The 20811-nt window shown below is 39.3% G+C and carries 10 protein-coding genes; 9 read left to right on the top strand and 1 reads right to left on the bottom strand.

All coding sequences use genetic code 11. The features are described 5' to 3' along the window. Positions 1-138: 138 nt before the first annotated feature. The 9 genes from QZL88_RS09865 to QZL88_RS09825 all read left to right on the top strand — a co-directional run bounded on the left by QZL88_RS09865 (position 139) and on the right by QZL88_RS09825 (position 19936). A complete protein-coding gene (locus QZL88_RS09865) occupies positions 139-1488 on the top strand; it encodes an IPT/TIG domain-containing protein (protein ID WP_296940646.1) in 1350 nt (449 codons plus the stop codon). A 22-nt stretch (positions 1489-1510) separates the two neighbouring features. After that, entirely contained in the window at positions 1511-4588 is a 3078-nt protein-coding gene (locus QZL88_RS09860) for a TonB-dependent receptor (RefSeq protein ID WP_296940645.1), read from the top strand. Between the two features lie 12 nt (positions 4589-4600). After that, entirely contained in the window at positions 4601-6685 is a 2085-nt protein-coding gene (locus tag QZL88_RS09855) for a RagB/SusD family nutrient uptake outer membrane protein (protein ID WP_296940643.1), read from the top strand. 19 nt (positions 6686-6704) lie between these two features. Beyond that, the gene (locus QZL88_RS09850; RefSeq protein WP_296940639.1) at positions 6705-7700 is read left to right on the top strand and encodes a DUF4973 domain-containing protein; all 996 of its coding nucleotides are present in this window, start codon (positions 6705-6707) and stop codon (positions 7698-7700) included. Positions 7701-7969: 269 nt separating this feature from the next. Continuing rightward, positions 7970-9613: a family 43 glycosylhydrolase gene (locus tag QZL88_RS09845; protein WP_296940637.1), complete on the top strand. Its 1644-nt coding sequence runs from the start codon at positions 7970-7972 to the stop codon at positions 9611-9613. 1428 nt (positions 9614-11041) lie between these two features. Continuing rightward, entirely contained in the window at positions 11042-15031 is a 3990-nt protein-coding gene (locus QZL88_RS09840) for a hybrid sensor histidine kinase/response regulator transcription factor (RefSeq protein WP_296940635.1), read from the top strand. Between the two features lie 424 nt (positions 15032-15455). Further along, a complete protein-coding gene (locus QZL88_RS09835) occupies positions 15456-17492 on the top strand; it encodes a hypothetical protein (RefSeq protein ID WP_296940631.1) in 2037 nt (678 codons plus the stop codon). Between the two features lie 139 nt (positions 17493-17631). Beyond that, a complete protein-coding gene (locus QZL88_RS09830; RefSeq protein ID WP_296940629.1) occupies positions 17632-18972 on the top strand; it encodes a DEAD/DEAH box helicase in 1341 nt (446 codons plus the stop codon). Between the two features lie 88 nt (positions 18973-19060). Continuing rightward, on the top strand, positions 19061-19936 hold the full coding sequence (locus QZL88_RS09825; RefSeq protein WP_296940628.1) for an arginase family protein: 876 nt from the start codon (positions 19061-19063) through the stop codon (positions 19934-19936). A gap of 67 nt (positions 19937-20003) precedes the next feature. Here QZL88_RS09825 and QZL88_RS09820 read toward each other — a convergent pair whose 3' ends face one another. Next, positions 20004-20792: a formate/nitrite transporter family protein gene (locus QZL88_RS09820; protein ID WP_296940626.1), complete on the bottom strand. Its 789-nt coding sequence runs from the start codon at positions 20790-20792 to the stop codon at positions 20004-20006. Positions 20793-20811 lie beyond the last annotated feature (19 nt).

The raw sequence follows: 20811 nt of genomic DNA, 5'->3' as shown, positions 1-20811 counted from the left end.
AGGAAATAAGGGAAATTAACAAATACTTAATTTACGATAAACATGCAGATAAGACAGCTCATGCTGTATTTGGATGCAATTGTGAAATGTTTTAACAAACTAAATTCAGACCCTATTCTTATGAAAATGAAAAACAGAATGAAAATTCAGCATTGGTTGATGCTGCTGATCGTTCTTTGCGTATCGTGCAAAGACGATAAATCCGACACGGATTCGCAAGCCTTCGATCCTTCGAAGCCTGTTGTGGTCTCTGATTTCGCACCGAAAGAGGGAGGTGCCAATCAGAAAATGATTATTTATGGTGAAAACTTTGGAAATGACCTCTCTAAGATCAAAGTTACTATTGGTGGGCAAAATGCAAGGATAATCGGAGTTAATCATCAATCTTTATATTGTATTGTCCCTGCAAAAGCTTACGATGGAGATATTGAAGTAAGTATCGTTGACGAGAGTGGCGAAAAGATTGCTTATGCAGAAGCCGGAGAACATTATGCTTATCAAAAGAAAATGCTTGTCAGTTCTTTCTTGGGGGAAACATATGAAAATAATACGAAGTTTGATGTAAAGGATGGCCCGTTTGACGACTGCGGGGGATTCGAAAAAATGGAGTGGTTAGTATTCGATCCTCTGAACCACAACCATCTGTATGTCGCCGGTTATGATAAATCATGTAGGCTTATCGATTTTGAGAAAAAATATGTAAGCACTTTCAATACAGGTATACCTAATCCTAATAAAAATGGAATTCCTTGTATTAATTGGACATTGGGAGGCGATATGATTGTCACACATGACCAATCTAATGATACTCAACCGGGAAATTATCTGCTCACCCGTGAATCGGGATTTAAAAGCCTGACTCCAATGGCTGCCGGTCGTGGAACCAGAGCTGCTGCTGTGCATCCGATAAATGGAGAGTACTATTATGCATTCTATAATACGGGTATGGTATGGAGAGGTGAGGTAGGCACAAAAGAAGGTGTGAATATATTCAGGGTTCCGAATGCATCGGTAAGGATTTTTATTATCATTCATCCTACGGGGAACTATGCATATATAATAGTGAATAACAGGCAGTATATTATGCGTTCCGATTATAATTGGGCGACCAAAAATTTTACTGAGCCTTATCTGATAGCCGGAAAAGATCAAACCGGAGGTTATGCAGATGGAGTGGGTAGTTATGCTCGTGTAAATGAGCCCCAGCAGGGAGTTTTTGTGAAAAATCCGGAATATGAAGGCCAGGAAGATGAATATGATTTCTATTTCTGTGATAAAGCGAATCATGTGGTCCGTATTATGACTCCTCAGGGAAGAGTCTCCACATTTGCCGGTACACCTCAAGCTAGTGGATACAGAGATGGAGATCTACGTCTGGATGCCCGTTTTGCTTATCCGGCCGGAATAGCATATGATGAAGAAAGGCAATGTTTCTATATCGGAGATTCCAATAATCGTCGTATCCGCAAAGTTGCTTATGAAGAATAATAAATGATAGACACATATTGATATGAGAAACTTTTTATTAACATGTATGTTGTTACTCACGTTTTCGGTCAGTGCCTTGGCTCAGCAAACTATAGAAGTAACAGGTATCGTGACCGATACGAATAATGAACCTATGATCGGAGTGAGTGTATCCATAAGTAATATGCCGGGATTGGGGACTATTACCGATATAGAGGGAAAATATAAGATTAATATGACACCTTACCATACACTGGTTTTTACTTATGTCGGCTTTGATAAAGTGGAGGTATTAGTAAAAGAACAGCGTGTAGTCAATATAGTTATGAAGGAGTCGGACAGAAGTGTACTTAACGAAGTAGTTGTTACCGGAACAGGAGTCCAGAAGAAAATTGCTGTGACCGGGGCTATTACAACTGTCGATGTTGAGGAACTGAAATCAAATCCGACCTCATCTATAGCAGATGGTCTGGCAGGCGTTGTACCGGGTATTATGGCAATGCAGACATCCGGTAAGCCAGGTAGTACTTCCGAGTTTTGGATACGCAGTATTTCTACGTTTGGTGGCAGTAATGCGGCATTAGTATTGATCGACGGTTTCGAACGTGATTTAAATGAAGTCAGTGTTGAAGATGTAGAGTCCTTTACCGTATTGAAAGACGCTTCTGCTACAGCTATTTATGGTAGTAAAGGAGCTAATGGTGTTATCTTGGTTAATACGAAACGGGGGAAAGAAGGGAAAATTAATATTAGTGCAAAGCTGGAAGGATTCTATAGTATGCTTACTAAAGTACCGGATTTTGCAGACGGATATACATATGCATCCCTGGCTAATGAAGCCAAGACTACACGTAATCAGGATGTCCTCTATCAACCTGAAGAGTTGGAAATATTTCGTTTAGGATTGGATCCGGATTTGTATCCGGATGTAGATTGGATGGATGTTCTCTTGCGGGATGGATCTTGGAGTTCTCGTGCTACGTTGAATATGAGTGGAGGAGGAAGAACTGCGCGTTATTTTGTATCGGGAAGCTATCAGGATCAGCAAGGCATGTACAAGGTGGATAAGTCATTGAAAGACTATAATACGAATGCCAACTTCCGAAAATATACTTACCGTATGAATGTCGATATCGATATTACAAAAACGACCTTGTTGAAAGTAGGTGTTTCAGGTTCGTTGCGCAAACAAAATGATGCCGGAATAGGAAGTGATGCTATCTGGACAGCATTAATGGGATATAACCCGATTATGGCTCCTATATTATATTCTAATGGACTTGTACCTGCCTATGGTAATGATAACGGAGACCGTTTCAACCCATGGGTGCAGGCCACGATGACCGGATACCGGGAAAACTGGGATAATAATATTCAGACTAGCGTAGTCCTGGATCAGAAACTGGACTTTATTACGAAAGGTCTCTTCTTTACCGGACGATTTGGATATGATACCGAGAATAGTAATTGGATCAGGCGATATAAATATCCTGCAATGCATAAGGCAGAAAAATCGCGGGATATAAACGGAGACCTTGTATTTAATGAGATTGTAAAGGAGTTTCCAATGACACAATCTTCTGGAGCCGGAGGAAAAAGAAATGAATTTTTTGAATGGGAACTTCGTTACGACCGCAGATTTAACAACCATAATATTGGTGGAGTTTTAAAATACACCCAAGCATCTAAAACGCAAACAGTAGATATTGGAGATGACCTTAAACAAGGTATAGCCCGTCGTAATCAAGGTTTGGCCGGTCGAGTCCATTATAACTGGTCGAGTCGTTATTTTGTCGATTTCAACTTTGGATATACAGGATCTGAGAACTACCACAGAGATCACAGGTTTGGTTTCTTTCCTGCTGTTTCAGGAGCATGGAATATTGCTGGAGAGCCTTTCTTGAAAGATATCAGCTGGTTGGATATGTTCAAAGTACGTTATTCATGGGGAAAAACAGGTAGTGACAATTTAGGTAAAAAGGATAATAAAGATATTCGCTTCCCTTATCTCTACACGATTAATACAACGGCAAACAATGCCTATAACTTTGGGGACTATGGCTATAACAGAGAATATGCCGGCAAATACTATTCTGAAATAGCTTCTACAAATGTTTCTTGGGAGATTGCGACCAAACAGGATCTCGGAATAGACCTCTCTTTTTTAGGAAACAGATTATCAGGAACAATCGATTATTTCTATGAACATCGTAAGGGTATATATATGGAACGTGCGTATCTCCCATGGTCAGTAGGCGTAGAGAGTAATCCTTATGCGAATGTAGGTGAAGTGAAAGCCCGGGGATTTGATGGAAACTTCGTTTTCAAACAAAAAGCCGGAAATGTTGATTTTACTTTACGTGGTAATATGACCTACAGCAAAAATGAGATAATTGAACGAGATGAGGAAAACTCTATTTATTGGTATAAGCTACAGAAAGGACATCGTGTGAATCAAGCCCGTGGGCTGGTTGCTTTGGGGTTGTTTGAAGATTATGAAGAGATACGTAACAGCCCGACACAAACTTTTGGCGACGTGATGCCCGGAGATATAAAATACAAGGACATTAATGGTGATGGAAGAATTGATGACAATGACAGGGTTGCTATAGGTGCAACAACGAAACCGAACCTTACTTATGGGTTTGGTATTTCTTCCAAGTGGAAAGGATTGGATGTGAGCATGCATTTCCAGGGAGTTGGGAAGTCGACTTTCCAAATCGGAGGCTCTTCCGTTCATATGTTTAGTTTAGGTGACGGGTGGGGTAATATACTGAGCGACTTGGCTAACTCGAATCGTTGGATACTAGGTGAGAATGAAGATCCGAATGCAGAATATCCGCGTCTGACCTATGGCGCTAATTCGAATAATTACCAAAGTTCTACATATTGGCTCAGAGACGGCTCGTATTTACGACTGAAAACGCTGGATATCGGTTATACATTTCCTACGGCTTTAGTGAATAAAATGCATATGAGTAATGTACGCATTTTCTTTATAGGTACCAACCTACTCACATTCTCTAAATTCAAGTTATGGGATCCGGAAATGGGAAGTTCTGATGGAAAAAAATACCCGCTTAGCAAAACCATTTCATTAGGAATATCAGTTAATCTATAATCATAAATGCATATGAAGAAAATAATTATAATTTTATCTATAGTAACAGGATTGGGTTTGGCCCTTGGCGGATGCTCGGATTATCTGGACTCGGATTATCTGTTTGACGAACGTATGTCTATAGAAGATGTCTTCCAGAATAGAGACTATACAAATGAATGGCTGGCTCAGGCTTATTCCTATTTAGGAAATGGTTATTTACAAGATGTATCCAGTAAAAAGAATATCCCTTTCAATTTTGCTGACGATATGTATTACGGAGATGAATCGGATGGATACATGAGATGGAAAAGTGGGCGTTACTCTGAAAGTGGCGATCATAATGAAACCCAATATATCTGGCAGAATGCTTACAGGGGAATCCGTCAGGCTTCTATCTTTGTGAATAACATTGATAAAAACAAACAATTTAGCACATCGGAGATTGTTGACTTAAAAGGCCAGGCTTATTTTTTAAGAGCTTATTTCTATTGGTTCATGCTACGCTTATATGGTCCTGTGCCTATTATACCGGATGAAACAGTAGACTATATGAAAGAATACGATGAAGTGGCTCAAGCTAGAAATACGTATGACGAATGTGTGGATTATATCATCGGGGATTTGGTGAAAGCGGCAGAACTGCTTCCAACCACCTCCCGTGCAGTACAGGAGCTAGCTCGTCCTACTCGTGGTTCAGCTTTGGGACTCCGTGCAAAGGTACTGTTATTTGCTGCCAGTCCGTTATATAATGGGAAAGCTCCGGCTGATGTTGCTGCAGCTCTGATAGACAAAGAAAGTAAGCGTCTGCTTCCGGAGACTTATGATGAGTCTAAATGGGCTAAAGCCGCCGCTGCAGCCAAGGATGTCATGGATATGAACCATTATAGCTTATATTTCGCATATTCTAAGAGTAGTGGAGATATTGCTTATCCGGCCACTATCACTCCCTATAATGATGGTAATTTTGTAAATCAGGATTGGCCGAATGGCTATAAAAACATAGACCCGCTCGAATCGTATCGTGCCTTGTTTAATGGGGATGTTCTTGCTCACGAGAATCCTGAACTTATTTTTACCCGTGGTCAGAATGGCTCTGGAGAAGATGTGTCAACTCTGGTCCTTCACCAGTTACCTCGCCTTTATGGGAAAGGATATAGCTCCCATGGTATGACTCAGAAACAATGTGATGCCTATTATATGGCAGATGGCACAGACTGCCCGGGTATGAACTCTATGTATGGGGCAGTGCCGGGATATGCCGGCCGCTACGATAGCCGTCCCCGTGAAGCAGGTTTGGTTACTTCAGGAGAATTATCCAATTATCCGGAACTAGGTCCTTTGGGTGTAGGAGTATCAAAACAATATGTGAATCGTGAACCGCGTTTCTACGCATCCGTAGCATACAATGGATGTACTTGGAATTTGCTGAATGCCGAAAAGGATAAAGATGAGGAAAGTAACAAGCAGGTGTTTTATTATCGCGGAAGTGGGAATGGGTACACGAATGCTACTTACTGGTTGCGTACTGGCATAGGGATCAAAAAATATGTAAGTCCGTATGATATAAGCAACACAACTTCTACAGCTTATGATAAATCACGGTTTACAAAAAAGGTAGACCCGGCCATTCGTTATGCTGAGATACTGTTAATCTATGCAGAAGCGTTGAATGAGTTGAATGGACAATATAATGTGCCATCATGGGATGGGACTAAGACGCATTTGATAAGCCGTACTACCAGTGAATTAAAGAAAGGTATACAGCCAATTCGTATTCGTGCCGGAGTTCCTGATTATGCAGAAGATGTTTATGGCAATCAGGATAAATTCCGTGAGAAACTGAAACGTGAACGGCAGATTGAATTGTTTGCAGAAGGACACCGTTATTTCGATCTTCGCCGCTGGATGGATGCTCCGGTAGAAGAAGCAGCTCAGATTTACGGATGTAATGCATATGCAACTAAAGATATGCCTGAGGCTTTCCATACTCCTGTCGTAGTGCCTTCGCTGCCTACTATATTTGCCCGTAAGATGTGGTTTTTACCTATTCATCATACCGAGTTGAGACGTAACTCGAAACTAATTCAAAATCCGGGCTGGACTAATCCTGAATAACTCTTATAATTCGAAGAAAATGAAATATATATATTATCTGTTTTTAGCCATGTTCACAATAATGTGTTGTGTATCATGCAACGATGAATGGAAAGATGAGCAATATATACAGACAGCCTCTTTCAAAGCCATTCCTAACAGCCTGGGGGTAACTCCTGTGTATGTACGCTATAAGTCTGAGGGGAAAGTGGTCTATAATCTTCCGGTCATTATCAGTGGTTCGACAATGAATTCTCAAAACCGTACTGTACATATCGGTCTGGATCCCGATACGCTGGCTGTATTGAATCAAGAAGCATATGGTCATCGTAATGAGCTGTATTTTAAGCAACTGGGGACAACCTATTATGGTATGTCGGAAACGATAGATATTCCTGCGGATAAATACACTACCACCGTTCCTATCGAGTTTACACTAGGGAATTTGGATCAGACTGATAAATGGGTATTACCTTTGAGGATATTGAGTGACCCTTCATACAATTATCAGGCTAACCCCCATAAGTACTATCAGAGGGCTATGTTACATATTAATCCGTTCAATGATTATTCGGGTACATACAGTGGCACCTTATACAAAATATATCTGGCTCCCGATATGGAAACAGCATTGAATATGTCGTCGGTAAGGACTTATGTGGTGGACGAAAACACTATCTTCCTTTATGCCGGAATCAGGGATATAGACTACCTGGATAGGAAACTATATAAGATATTTATCAGGTTTACAGATGAGATGATTGATATCCAGAAAAAGAAGCTGGAGATTTATACTGATAATCCGGAGATAAACTTAAATGTACAAGGGCAACCATATTATACAGTAGAAGAAGAAATGGATGCTACAAAGGTATATATGAAGCATATATATATTACTTTGGGATTGAGTTATACATTTGAAGACTATACGACAATCTCCGGTACTCCGCTTAAATATACAGTAACAGGGATATTGTCAATGCAGCGTGACCTGAATACATTGATTCCGGACGAAGACCAACAGATCCAATGGTAGAAGAACGGTATACATTTTAGCAATATGGGGTTACTTAAGATAATTGGTAACCCCGTATAATCCTTATCGGTATGTTTTGGTAAGGTTGATGCCTGTGAAGGCGCAAATGCTCAAACAATTACCAGTATTGCTTCTACTTCGCTTTCAATCAAAGAACCAATGGATTGTATCGCGAAGCCCATTTTCACACGCTTACTACTTATAAAAATAACCCGGCAATTAGGATTTGCTAAGTTCAATTGAAATAAACTGACTATAATTGAAAATCTATGAAAAGAATATTTATATATCAGCTGTTTCTGATTGTTTTCACGTCGCATATATATTCGTGTAAAGATTCGGAGAATAAAATGACTGAAGGAGAAATTACTAGCTTCTCTGTATGGGACCAGAAATCGGTTAATCATATACTTCATGTCGATAATGTGAATAATGTCATCAGTAATAAAGAAGAGCTCCCCACATATGTCAATCTTAAGGAACTGCTTATAGAATTCAAAGTCAATACCGGAGATGTGATACTCAAGCTTAACGGTAAGGTTCAGCAAAGCGGAGGTAATAAAAATGACTTTTCGAAGGAATGTATCTATGATCTTTACGTAGGCGATACCAAGCAGAAGTCATATACAGTCAAAATAACCAAACCTCAATTATCGAATAGTTTTCAGACATTTACCTTTCCTGAAAAACAAATGGAGCAGTATCAACCGGCAATAAATACTGAAACCGGGGAAATCTCGAATGGAAATGAAATTCCGTCAAATATAGATATTACCTCTTTACAACCCGAATTCACTACATCCGAAAAAAGTTCGGTCGTTAAGGTAAACGGAGTAGTGCAAAAAAGCGGAAACGCCAGGCATGATTTCACTAAGCCAATTACATATAATATAGAAGGAGAGGATGGTACATCGAAACAATACAGAGTGACGTTAAAACAAGGAAATCAGGCTATCTTGACAAACCCTGTCATTGTGGGCAGTTATGCTGATCCTACAGTTATCCGTGTAGGAAAAGAGTTTTACCTATATGTGACATCAGGAAGAGTGAGGGGTTACAAATCTACCGATCTGATAAACTGGCCCCGCATCGGAGGCAGTAAAAGTGAGGTATTTGATAAAAGGCCCGATTTCACGGATGATGATGTGAACGATACAGGAATGTGGGCTCCGGATATTAATTATTATGATGGAAAATATGTGATGTATTATGCTATATCTAAGTGGAGCGGAGGCGCTACATGTGGTATAGGCGTGGGAGTCTCAGATAAACCTGAAGGGCCTTTTGTGCCGCCTGCAGGCAATTCTAATGGAAAACTGTTTGTCAGTGCTGAAATAGGGGTTCATAACTCGATCGATCCTTGTTTCGTCGAAGAAGATGGCAAGCGCTATTTATTCTGGGGCAGCTTCTATGGAATATACATGACAGAATTAACGGCAGATGGCATGGCAGTGAAAGATTTAACAAAGAAAACACTGATTGCGGGCAAATCATTTGAAGCTCCTTATATTCATAAAAGGGGGAAATACTACTATTTGTTTGTATCTACCGGGGCATGTTGCGAAGGTATGACCAGTTCATATAAAGTAATGGTCGGAAGGTCCGAAAGTCTGTCCGGTCCATATCTGAATAAGACAGGAACAGACATGAAAACATTCGATGCATGGAATCCCTCTAACTACCAGCCTGTTGTAGTGAAGGGAGATGCTACATTTGGCGGACCCGGGCATAACGCAAGGATTATAACTGATGATAATGGAATAGATTGGATGCTTTATCATGCTTATATCGATAATGGTAGTAGCCAGCGCAATTTAATGTTGGATAGAGTAAAATGGGACGATGAAGGATGGCCTATAGTAGGCAATGGTACCCCTTCGTATTCAATTGACGTAGTTCCGGTCTTCAAATAGATACTAAAAAATGATAGATATCAAAAGTACTCTGTTTTAGTAACAGGAGTATTGAAATGTGGAGTTGCTTTCTCTTTGTTTTAACGTTAGTTAACTCAATAACGTTAAAACCTGACACTTCTGACACATTTCTTACTATTTTCACGCAGTCTGTTTTGCATTAATTAACCATATATAGTTAAAAAGTAACAAAGGTTACACATATATCAGTAAATAGTCAACAATTAGAACTTCTTTATACTTCCGTTTCATCGGATTAGTAATCCGATGATTTGTTATTTGCGGATTTTAAATCCGCCATTATAACTTTCGGATTGCAAATCCGAAAGGACGAAAGGATGAAAAATTAAGAGCCAACGGTCAGTGGAGCCAATTAGCTTTTTACTCTCTCTGTAGCCTCCCTTTGGGGAGGACTGTTAAGCTCTGAATTCTTATACCCTCTTTGTCATGTTGAACGGAGTGAAACATCTCGTTTCTCAAGGTCGGGATTCTTCACTTCGTTCAGAATGACAGCAGAGAACTTAACAGCCCTGCTCCTCAAGGAGGTTGGAGGGGGCTAAAAGGTTACACTTTTTACTCATTTGTTAATATACTAATTCAATAATTCACAAATCTGCAGATCAATACATCAAAGAACTGTAAGCTAACAGCAAAAGGCCACTGGCTATAGTTATATAGATAAACTTTTTCAGAAAAGGTTAAATTTTGGTCTACCCTATAAATTTAATGAAGAAATATCGTGGTTATTCTTCGGATAGGTATCTTTGTCCTGACAAATTTTAGTAATATGATAGGCCGAATAATGGAGACAGAAATAAAATTCTTTTCATTTAAAATATTTTGATAAAATTTAAAGTGGCTCTTGGCTAAGCCTCTTTTTAGAATAAGTATTTATCTTTTTATAGGCGGTTTCTCAAAACTTGCCCCGGGAGAAATATAAAAATAGATAATCTCTCATTTTATAAAGCATCTGGTGAAAATATAAAAGGTTGATCTAAGGTAATATCAAATTTAACCTGTTTGTTGATGTATCAATCCTTCAATTTTGAAGAGTTGATAGACCAGGGTCGGTATGGGATGAAACTTTCATTATAAGGGATGATATTTTCATTTTGGGATAATATATAACAATACATTTGTATATACTCATTTATGCGAATATCGTTAACCAAATGAAAATAATAATGTGGAAATCATAATTTATTTATCGCATGTCTTATTTTTTATACCATATAGTGTAGGCTAAATGAAAGACGAAGGGAGAAAGGAATCAAAAAAGAAAAAGACAACGGCCAAATCACTCTTTTAGAACAATCTGTATTTGAAACGCAGAAATATCCGGACCACCTAATTGGAAAATCTCCCATCGATCTGCCTCAGTCTGGATGAAATTAATGTAAATAGCTAATATATAATCTATACCGGATTATGAGATTGAATACTCTGAAGTTTTTTCTCTGCCTGTCACTGTGTTTTGTTATTACGGGTCTTTCTTCTCAATCGACGCAATATTATTTTAGTCATTACGGAATACGGGAAGGGCTTTCGCAAAATACTGTGAATGCTATACTGCAAGACCGGACAGGTTTTCTATGGGTAGGAACTAAAGATGGGTTAAACCGGTTTGATGGCTTTTCTTTTCGCACATTTAAACGCGATATTCTCGACAAAAACAGTATTGGTAATAATTATATAAAGGTTCTGCATGAAGATAATAGGGGCAAAATATGGGTGGGAACCGATGCCGGTATATATGTATATGATCCGTATACAGAGCAATTTAATCAATTTTTGGTGCAGGCGGATAATAAAGTAATTATTAATAAGACGATATCGGCAATAGAAGGCAATGGGTCATATATTTGGATCGCAGTCGAATCGCAGGGAATTTTTTGTTACGATGTACAGTCGGGTTTACTCAAAAACTTTGATCTCAAAAGCCATGATATATCCTCTAATATCGAATGCCTTAAAGAAGACAGAAATGGTGTTTTATGGCTGGGAAGCTACGGGGAAGGGTTGTTTTACTCAAAGGATAATCTGAAAACCATTCGTGAGTTTACAGATGATAAAGGTGAAAAGGTATTTCGCGACGACGTTATTCTCAAAATTATCTCGGGAGCATATAATTGTTTGTATGTAGGCTCGGTAAAAGAAGGCCTTAAGGAACTAAGCCTTTCTTCCGGAAAGGTGCGCGATTTGTTGCAAATAGATAATAACAACGAGAAGATTTTCATTCGCGATATAATGATAAATTCGGATAATGAATTGTGGCTGGGAACCGAATCGGGTATATATGTCTATAATTTGCGAACCAATAGCTATCTGCATCTGGAGAGTTCTTTTTACGATCCCTATTCTTTGTCAGACAATGCTATCTATTGTTTGTGCAAGGATAGGGAAGAAGGTATTTGGATAGGTTCATACTTCGGCGGTCTGAATTATTATCCGAAGCAATATACACATTTCAACAAATATTATCCTACGGATACTTCTAACGGCCTGCGGGGAAAGAGAGTGAGGGAGTTTTGCGCAGACTCTTCGGGGCTTATCTGGATCAGTACAGAAGACGGAGGACTTAGCAACTATAATCCACAGACAAATAAGATTTCGTTTTTTGAACCCAGCAGGGCTTTTTCCAATGTTCAATGCCTTTTACCCGATGGTGATAACCTATGGGTAGGTACATTCTCGAAAGGAGTAAAAGTAATAAACAGAAATACAGGGCATATAAAATCTTATAATAAAGGAAATACACCCAATTCATTGAACGATGACAATATTTTTGCCATGCTGCGTACATCCGACGGAACTATTTATTTGGGAACTTTGTTCGGGCTGCTCAAATATAACAGGACTACTGACGATTTTTTTGCAATTCCTGAACTGAATGGTAAATTCATATATGATATTAAAGAAGACAGGCACGGCGATCTCTGGTTGGCAACCTATTCCGATGGAGTTTTCTGTTACGATATAAATAAGAAGAAATGGAAAAACTACCTGCATAATGAAGCGGACGAGCATAGTTTACCTTACAATAAGGTGACCAGTATATTTGAAGACAGCCGCCACCAGATATGGGTCACCACACAAGGCCGTGGTTTTTGCCGGTTCGATCCGTCAACAGAAACTTTTATAAGGTATGATGAGCGAAACGGCTTACCTAACGATGTTATATATCAGATTGTAGAAGACGACAAAGGTTTTTTCTGGATCACATCTAATAAAGGGCTCATTTGCTTCAATCCGAGTGATAATTTTATAAAAAACTATACAGTGGTAGATGGGATTCTGAGTAATCAATTCAATTACAGGTCAGGATTTAAGTCTGACGACGGAAGCCTTTTTATGGGCAGTATAGATGGTTTTATAAGATTCGAGCCGAAAGATTTTTCCGAAAGTAAATATAAGCCCACCCCCGTTATAACAGATTTTCTATTGTATAACAAAAGGGTTAGTGTAGGGGAGAGGAAATCTCCTTTGTACCGGAGTATTATCTATACAGACAGCCTTATTCTCAGCTCGAAGCAAAATTCATTCAGCTTCAGGGTAGCTGCTTTGAGTTATCTGTCTCCTCATACAAATATTTTAAAGTACAAGCTCGAAGGGTTCGATAAGGATTGGCTGTCGATGACAGAAAGCCCGCTAATCAATTATTCTAATCTCAAATACGGGGATTATGTATTTCGGTTGAAAATATCTGATCCCACAATGCCTTCAATAGGGAACGAGAAGATACTTTTTATAAGGATTTTACCGCCGTTCTATTTGTCGCCATGGGCATACGTCTTTTATGTTCTGATATTTGGCTCCTTTGTTTACTATACTGTATATAATATAAGAAAGCGGTCGACAATGCGTGAACGAAGGGAAATGGAGAAATTCGAACAGCGGAAAGCATTGGAGATATACGATGCCAAGATCCGTTTTTTTACCGATGTTGCACATGAAATACGAACCCCTCTGACACTAATAAAGGGGCCTCTGGAAAATATTCTGTTAACAGATTATATAGACGATATGATAAGGGATGATTTGAATATTATGAATCATAATACAGATCGTCTGTTGAATCTGACAAATCAGTTGCTTGACTTCCAGAAAATAGAGAGTAAAGGACTTCAGCTCAGTTTTACCGAATGTAATATCTCTGATATTTTGCGGGGATGTTATCTGCAATTCAAACTATCTACCCAACAGATGAATTTGAATTTTATGCTTCGCTTGCCGGACAAGGATTTGTATGCTCATATAGATAAGGAAGCATTTACCAAGATCATCAGTAATTTATTCAGTAATGCAATGAAGTATGCGCAGACGTATATAGAGGTAAAACTGGATGTTGATGATGAAAAAAGAGAGTTGCGGGTGGTTATAAAGAATGATGGAAATATCATCTCGCCGGACATGCGGGAAGAAGTTTTTAAGCCTTTTGTAAGGCTCAATAATCTTGAAACCTCTAAGCCACTTCCGGGGACGGGAATAGGATTGGCCTTATCTCGTTCGTTGGCGAAACTTCATCAAGGGGGTCTGTATATCGAAGACTATATAGATTGCAACAGTTTTTGCCTGGTATTACCTACGACCGCTTATGATGAAAAGGCGCTTCCACTTCCCGCTATCGTTCAGCCGGAAGACCCTTCTTCCAGATTGGCGATCCTGATTGTCGAGGATGACCCGGAATTGCTCGCTTTTATTGTTAAGCAACTATCGGCATATACTATATTTACGGCCACAGATGGAAAAGAAGCATTAAATGTGCTCGACTCTAACATTGTGAATCTGATTATAACTGACGTTATGATGCCCCATATGGATGGCTTTGAATTATGCCGCATATTGAAGTCAAATATCGATTATAGCCATATACCCGTTATCCTTCTCACGGCAAAAACCAACCTCCGGTCCAAGATAGAAGGGCTGGAAGCCGGTGCTGATATGTATATTGAAAAACCATTCTCGGTAGAGTACTTGAGAGCCTGCGCATCTAATCTGATACATAATCGGATAAAGCTGAAAGAAATTTTTGTCAATTCACCTCTTGTGGCTGCCAACTCCATGGCATTTACCAAGGCTGACGAAGACTTTTTGAAAAAGATGAATGAAATTATACTTGACAATATAGATAATCCTGAATTTAATATGGATGACATGGTTGGAATACTGCATATGAGCCGCTCCGTTTTTTACAGGAAGATCAAGGGAATCCTGAATATGAACCCGAATGAATATTTACGTCTCGAACGCCTGAAAAAAGCTGCTGAATTATTACTTGCCGGAAACAGCCGTATTAATGAGGTCTGTTATTTGGTTGGATTCAATTCGCCTTCATATTTTGCCAAATGTTTTCAGAAGCAATTTGGTATTTTACCCAAAGATTTTGTCACTAGTAAGAAGCAAATGTCTAGAGATTGAGTAGGTGAAACAAATGTTGTATCAATTGGAATAATTATGTTGTATTGCTTGTCTCCTATTTTTCATCTTTGTAAGGCAATTTAATTGTATAAATATTTTGAAAAATACCTGTTTCAATTCAGACTATTAAAATAAGATAACCGACTGATAATATTACTCTATACGGGATTTAATTGCTTTTTGTGAAAGCAATTGCGTGAAAGGCCTGGCAGGTAATCGAATCCGGCAATTTAACTTCATACTGATATATTTATGTCAACAAGATTATTTACTTTTCGCAAGGGTCTATGGGCTGTATATACAGGTTATACTGCGCGCGAGACATATCCCCATCACGACCTGCCCGGATTTCTGTTTTTAAAGAAAAGAAATATTAATAGTTCCTTCGAAAGACATCGGGGGAATCAAACTTCATAATCGATATATGTTAACAAAATTATTTATTTTTTGTACCGGTCTATTGACTGTATGTGCAAGTTATGCCACGACGCATCATCCTTTCAGATTGGACGCAAGCCTGTCTGTGAAAGTTCCGGGTAATCCTGCTGTGACCTATGAGTTAAAGATGAATGATGCCGGTAACGGAAACTATAGTATGGAACCCGTCGAATCGTTACCTATACATATATCGGGACAAGTAAATGAAATGGATAATAAAATACGGATCAAAGTATCTATTGCGGCCGATGAAGATACATACTTTAAATATTCACAGAATATATCCACAGGATATTTACATTCCGATTGCCAGTTTCTGATGCCCGGATTCTGGTATCGCCGCAATTTATTATCTCCGAAGGAAGCTCCTTCGTTTCATACATCGTTCGGTTGGACAGTGAGGGAAGACCGCCTGAGCACACCGCTCACAGGTATCTATAATGAGAGAAACGGGATGTATATGTCAGTAACACGTATCGATCTTCCCCAATATGATGCTCTCACTACCCATAAAGAAGGAGAAGTTATTGTTTCGGGAAAAACCTCTCTGGGCTATACCGGCTTTGAAGAGATAAACGGCAATGCAAATCTTTCATTCGGCTATCCTTTTCAGGAAACTCCTAAAAGCTATATCAGGAAACTGACATTAGCTCCGTCTATAGAAGCTTTTCAGGAAATAAAGAAAGGGGAAACTATCAATCTGGAGTGGGAAGTATTTATGGGGCAAGCCACCGATTATTCCGATTTTGTGAAGCAGGTGTGGGAATATAGTTACGACACCTATCAGCCAAAGCCGCTCGCCCCCCAATATTCTTTTACTCCCGAAAAGATGAAACAAACGATAGTTTCGTATTTTGCCGACAGTTTTGTTAGCGAGAAAGAATTGAAATTCCCTTCCGGCGCACATCTTATGGTTGCTACCTGTGAGAAGAATGGCATTGCGGAGGTCGGATTTATCGGGCGGGTATTACTTAATTCATTCAATGCCTATGAATATGGAGAACTCAATGGACGGCCCGATCTGGTGAATAATAGCAATTCAGTATTTGCGAGCTATTTAGAACATGGTTTTACTAAGAATGGCTTTTTCAGGGAATATGTCGATCAGGATGCAGGAAAGGAAACAGATGTTTTCAGCATACGTCGGCAGTCTGAAGGCATATACGCTATGTTTCATTATCTGCAATATGAGAAAAACAAAGGGCGAAAGCATCCGGAATGGGAAGCCCGCATAAAAACTATTTTGGATAGGATACTCCGTTTGCAGAATGCAGACGGTAGTTTTCCCCGTAAATTTAAGGATGATTTTAGTATTGTCGACAAGAGCGGCGGTAGCACTCCATCGGCAACCCTTCCGCTGGTAATGGCCTATAAATACTTTGGTGATGCTAAATATCTGAAGAGTGCGAAAAAGACAGCCGAATATCTGAAAACAGAGTTGATAGATAAGGCCGATTATTTCTCATCTACACTCGATGCTAATTGCGAAGATAAGGAGGCTTCCTTGTATGCAGCCACTGCCACTTACTATCTAGCGCTTGTTTCGGAGGGTAAGGAAAGGCAATATTATGCCGGTTTGTGTAGGAAGGCTGCATATTTCACGCTGTCATGGTACTATCTGTGGGATGTTCCTTTTGCCAAAGGACAGATGTTAGGGGATATCGGATTGAAGACCCGCGGATGGGGTAATGTATCTGTAGAGAACAATCATATCGATGTATTCATTTTTGAGTTCGGTTCAGTATTAGACTGGCTCTCAATGGAATTTAAAGAACCTCGTTTCGAAAACTTTATCAAGGTTATCCGTTCGTCTATGGGGCAACTGCTTCCATATGAAGGGCATATGTGCGGTATTGCCAAGGTCGGCTATTACCCCGAAGTAGTGCAGCATACCAATTGGGATTATGGTAAAAACGGGAAAGGGTTCTATAATGATATTTTTGCTCCGGGGTGGGTTGTCGCTTCATTATGGGAACTGATGAGTCCCGGACGGGCCGAAGTGTTTCTTCTGAAAGGGAAATAGAACGTTATATCAATGAAATAGCTTAGCCCATCTTGCCACTTAAACGTACAAGATGGGCTGATTATTTTTATCTATATACTTAGTATTGAAAAATATGCCATTAATTTTTATTGATTGGTTAATACCTTACCTTTGCATAATGAAAACAAAAGATCAAACAAACAGCATATTGTCTAATCTGGGAATTGAAGCCCTGAATGAAATGCAGATTGCCGCTGAGGATGCAATTATCAATAAGCAAAATACAATCCTGTTATCCCCTACGGGCTCAGGGAAAACACTTGCTTATTTAATGCCTGTTCTCCGGTTATTAAAGGAAGATGTAAAAAGCGTGCAATGTCTCGTTATTGTCCCTTCCCGTGAATTAGCTCTCCAGATAGAGCAGGTTTGGAAAAAGATGGGAACAAAATTTAAAGTGAATGTTTGTTATGGAGGGCATTCCATTGAGACGGAACTTAATAATCTGAGTAATCCTCCGGCTATACTTATAGCAACACCGGGCAGGCTGAAAGACCACTTGGAGCGGAAATCCTTTGATACCGGTTCGGCGAAAATATTAGTATTGGATGAGTTTGATAAATCCCTGCAACTGGGCTTCCAGGATGATATGAATACAATTATAGGTCAATTCCCAAACTTGCAGAAGAGGGTTTTACTTTCCGCAACATCCAATGTGGAAATCCCTGATTTTGTAAAGATGGAATCACCTGCAGTCCTTGATTATACACAAGAAGAAAAGAACGATGCTCTTTCCATTAGGCTTGTCCTGTCTCTTGAAAAAGATAAGATCCAATCATTGTTTCAGCTTATATGTTCTCTCGATTCCGAGCCGGCGCTTATCTTCTGTAACCACCGGGAAGTAGCCGAACGCATCAGCGATTTATTAAATAAGAAAGGAATTCAGACCGGATATTATCACGGAGGAATGGATCAGGACGACAGGGAAAAAATTCTTATTCAATTCAGAAATGGCAGTCTGAATTATCTGGTTACAACAGATTTGGCAGCCAGAGGACTGGATATCCCCGAAATGAAACATGTGATTCATTACCATCTTCCTTCCAAAGGGAGTGAATTTGTCCATCGTAATGGGCGTACAGCTCGTATGCATGCTTCCGGTACAGCATATATTATAATGTATAAAGAAGATAAAACTCCGGACTACATTCCTGAAGATACGGATATATTAGAGCTAAAAGCTGTAAAATCTTTGCCAAAGCATCCCCAATACAAGACAATCTATGTGAGTGGAGGAAAGAAAAACAAACTGAATAAAAGTGATATTGTCGGGTTCTTTTTACAGAAAGGAAAACTGGATAAAGCCGATTTGGGATTGATAGAAGTGAAAGACTTTATCTCTTTTGTAGCTGTCCGTTCTTCGGCTGTGAAAACTCTTCTGGCTAATATTAAGGATGAGAAGATGAAAGGGAAAAAGTATAAGATAGAATTGGCTAGGAACGTTATTAAAAAAACAGATTAATTAGTAGAATAATACTATATTAAGTCAGTATATAATAAGTTCTTTTCCCCACTATCTAAATGAAAAAATAAAGATAAACAACCAAAACATGACAAATAAAACATCTGCACTCCGCCTTATATATCCTCAATGGCAGGGAGGAATAGTAGCTCACTGGATGCCTGACCTCCCTCCTGATGATGCATCACGTGGATATTATTTAGGCGCATATTTATTAAATTTTCTGGCTCCTGATACAGGACAAAGAATGATTGAAGTGCCTGTATCACTGGATATAAACGACAGGGAAACAGAGAAAGGGATAAACTCGTATCAGGTTATCCTGAAACAAACTAAAGCTGCTCTTGAAATACTAAATAACGAGACTCCGGAACGAATCATAACTCTTGGAGGTGACTGTGCTGTCAGTGTTGTTCCTTTCACATATCTGGCAGCAAAATATCCGGATGATGTAGCTATTGTATGGATAGATGCTCATCCTGATGTAAGTCTGCCTTATGACGACTATAAAGGTTATCATGCAATGGCGCTTACTGCTTGCCTTGGAATAGGTGATGAAGAAATAATGAACGTATTACCCGGAAAGGTAGATGCCTCTAAAGCGTTGTTAGTAGGAGTACGTTCATGGGATAAGGGAATGAAAGAGAGACAAAATAAATTAGGAATAAAAGGTTTGTCCCCTGCTGAAGTGTCTGATAATAGTTTTGTAGTAATGGAATGGCTGAAACAGGTCGGAGTATCTAAAGTTGTTATCCATTTTGATATGGATGTATTAGACCCTGCCGAGATAATTGCCGCTGTAGGTACAGACCCCGACGGAATGAAGATCGATGAGGCTGTACGTGTTATCAATGATATAGCTTCCGAATATGATATTGTAGGCCTTACTGTTGCAGAGCCGATGCCACGTGTAGCTATTAAAATCAGAAATATGCTTAGTAAACTGCCTTTACTGAAAGATTAAATATATTTACAGGCCTTTTATGTGTAAATAAAAGGCCTGTTTTTTAGATATTTAATGAAATAGGAGGTTATTTTTCTCTGGTGTACAGATACCAATAAACACATCCGACTAACACTACTCCTCCAATAAGGTTTCCTAATGTAGCAGGAATTAAATTGTGGAGAATGAAATTGCTCCAAAGAATGTCCGCACCCGAATAAATAGCGGCAGGGATAAAGAACATATTGGCTATGGAGTGTTCATAACCCAGAGTAACAAAGAGCATAACAGGAATCCATATACCGATGCATTTCCCTATAATATCTTTTGCTGCATATCCCATCCACATTCCCAGACAAACCAGCCAGTTAGCTCCGATTCCTTTGATAAAGACAGTTAGGAAGTCTTGGTTTACCTTTACTTCTGCATAGTGATGCAGATAATGCTGCCAGGGGTCCTTGTCAAATAGACCGACTCCTGAAGAGAGCAGGTAGGCGACTACCTGGGAGCCGATAAAGTTGAACAGATAAGAAAGGATAAGAAGTTTAACAAAGGTAAAAGCCTTTAATCTCCTCTCCAATAAGGGAAGTGTAAACGCAGTACAGTCACTGGTAAATAAATCTGCCCCGGTGATAGACACTATAATAAGCCCCACAGGGAAAAGTGCTCCGGCAATAAACTTGATTAGTCCGGGGTTTTCTGAACCTACTCCGGGCATTCCTCCTGCGACCATAATAGATAGTAATCCGCCGAAAGCGATGAATACACCGCCTAGTATGGCTATCAGACTGAATTTAGATAATGGTAAATTACTTTTATAAATACCTGAATTGGCAAACTCCACTGTGATTTCTTTCGGAGTGTTGTAGTTCTTCATTATTCGTATCTTACTTAAA

Origin of the sequence: uncultured Dysgonomonas sp. (assembly GCF_900079725.1) — a bacterium.
In the GTDB taxonomy this organism is placed as follows: Bacteria; Bacteroidota; Bacteroidia; order Bacteroidales; family Dysgonomonadaceae; genus Dysgonomonas.
This window is presented reverse-complemented; position numbering and strand designations above follow the sequence as displayed.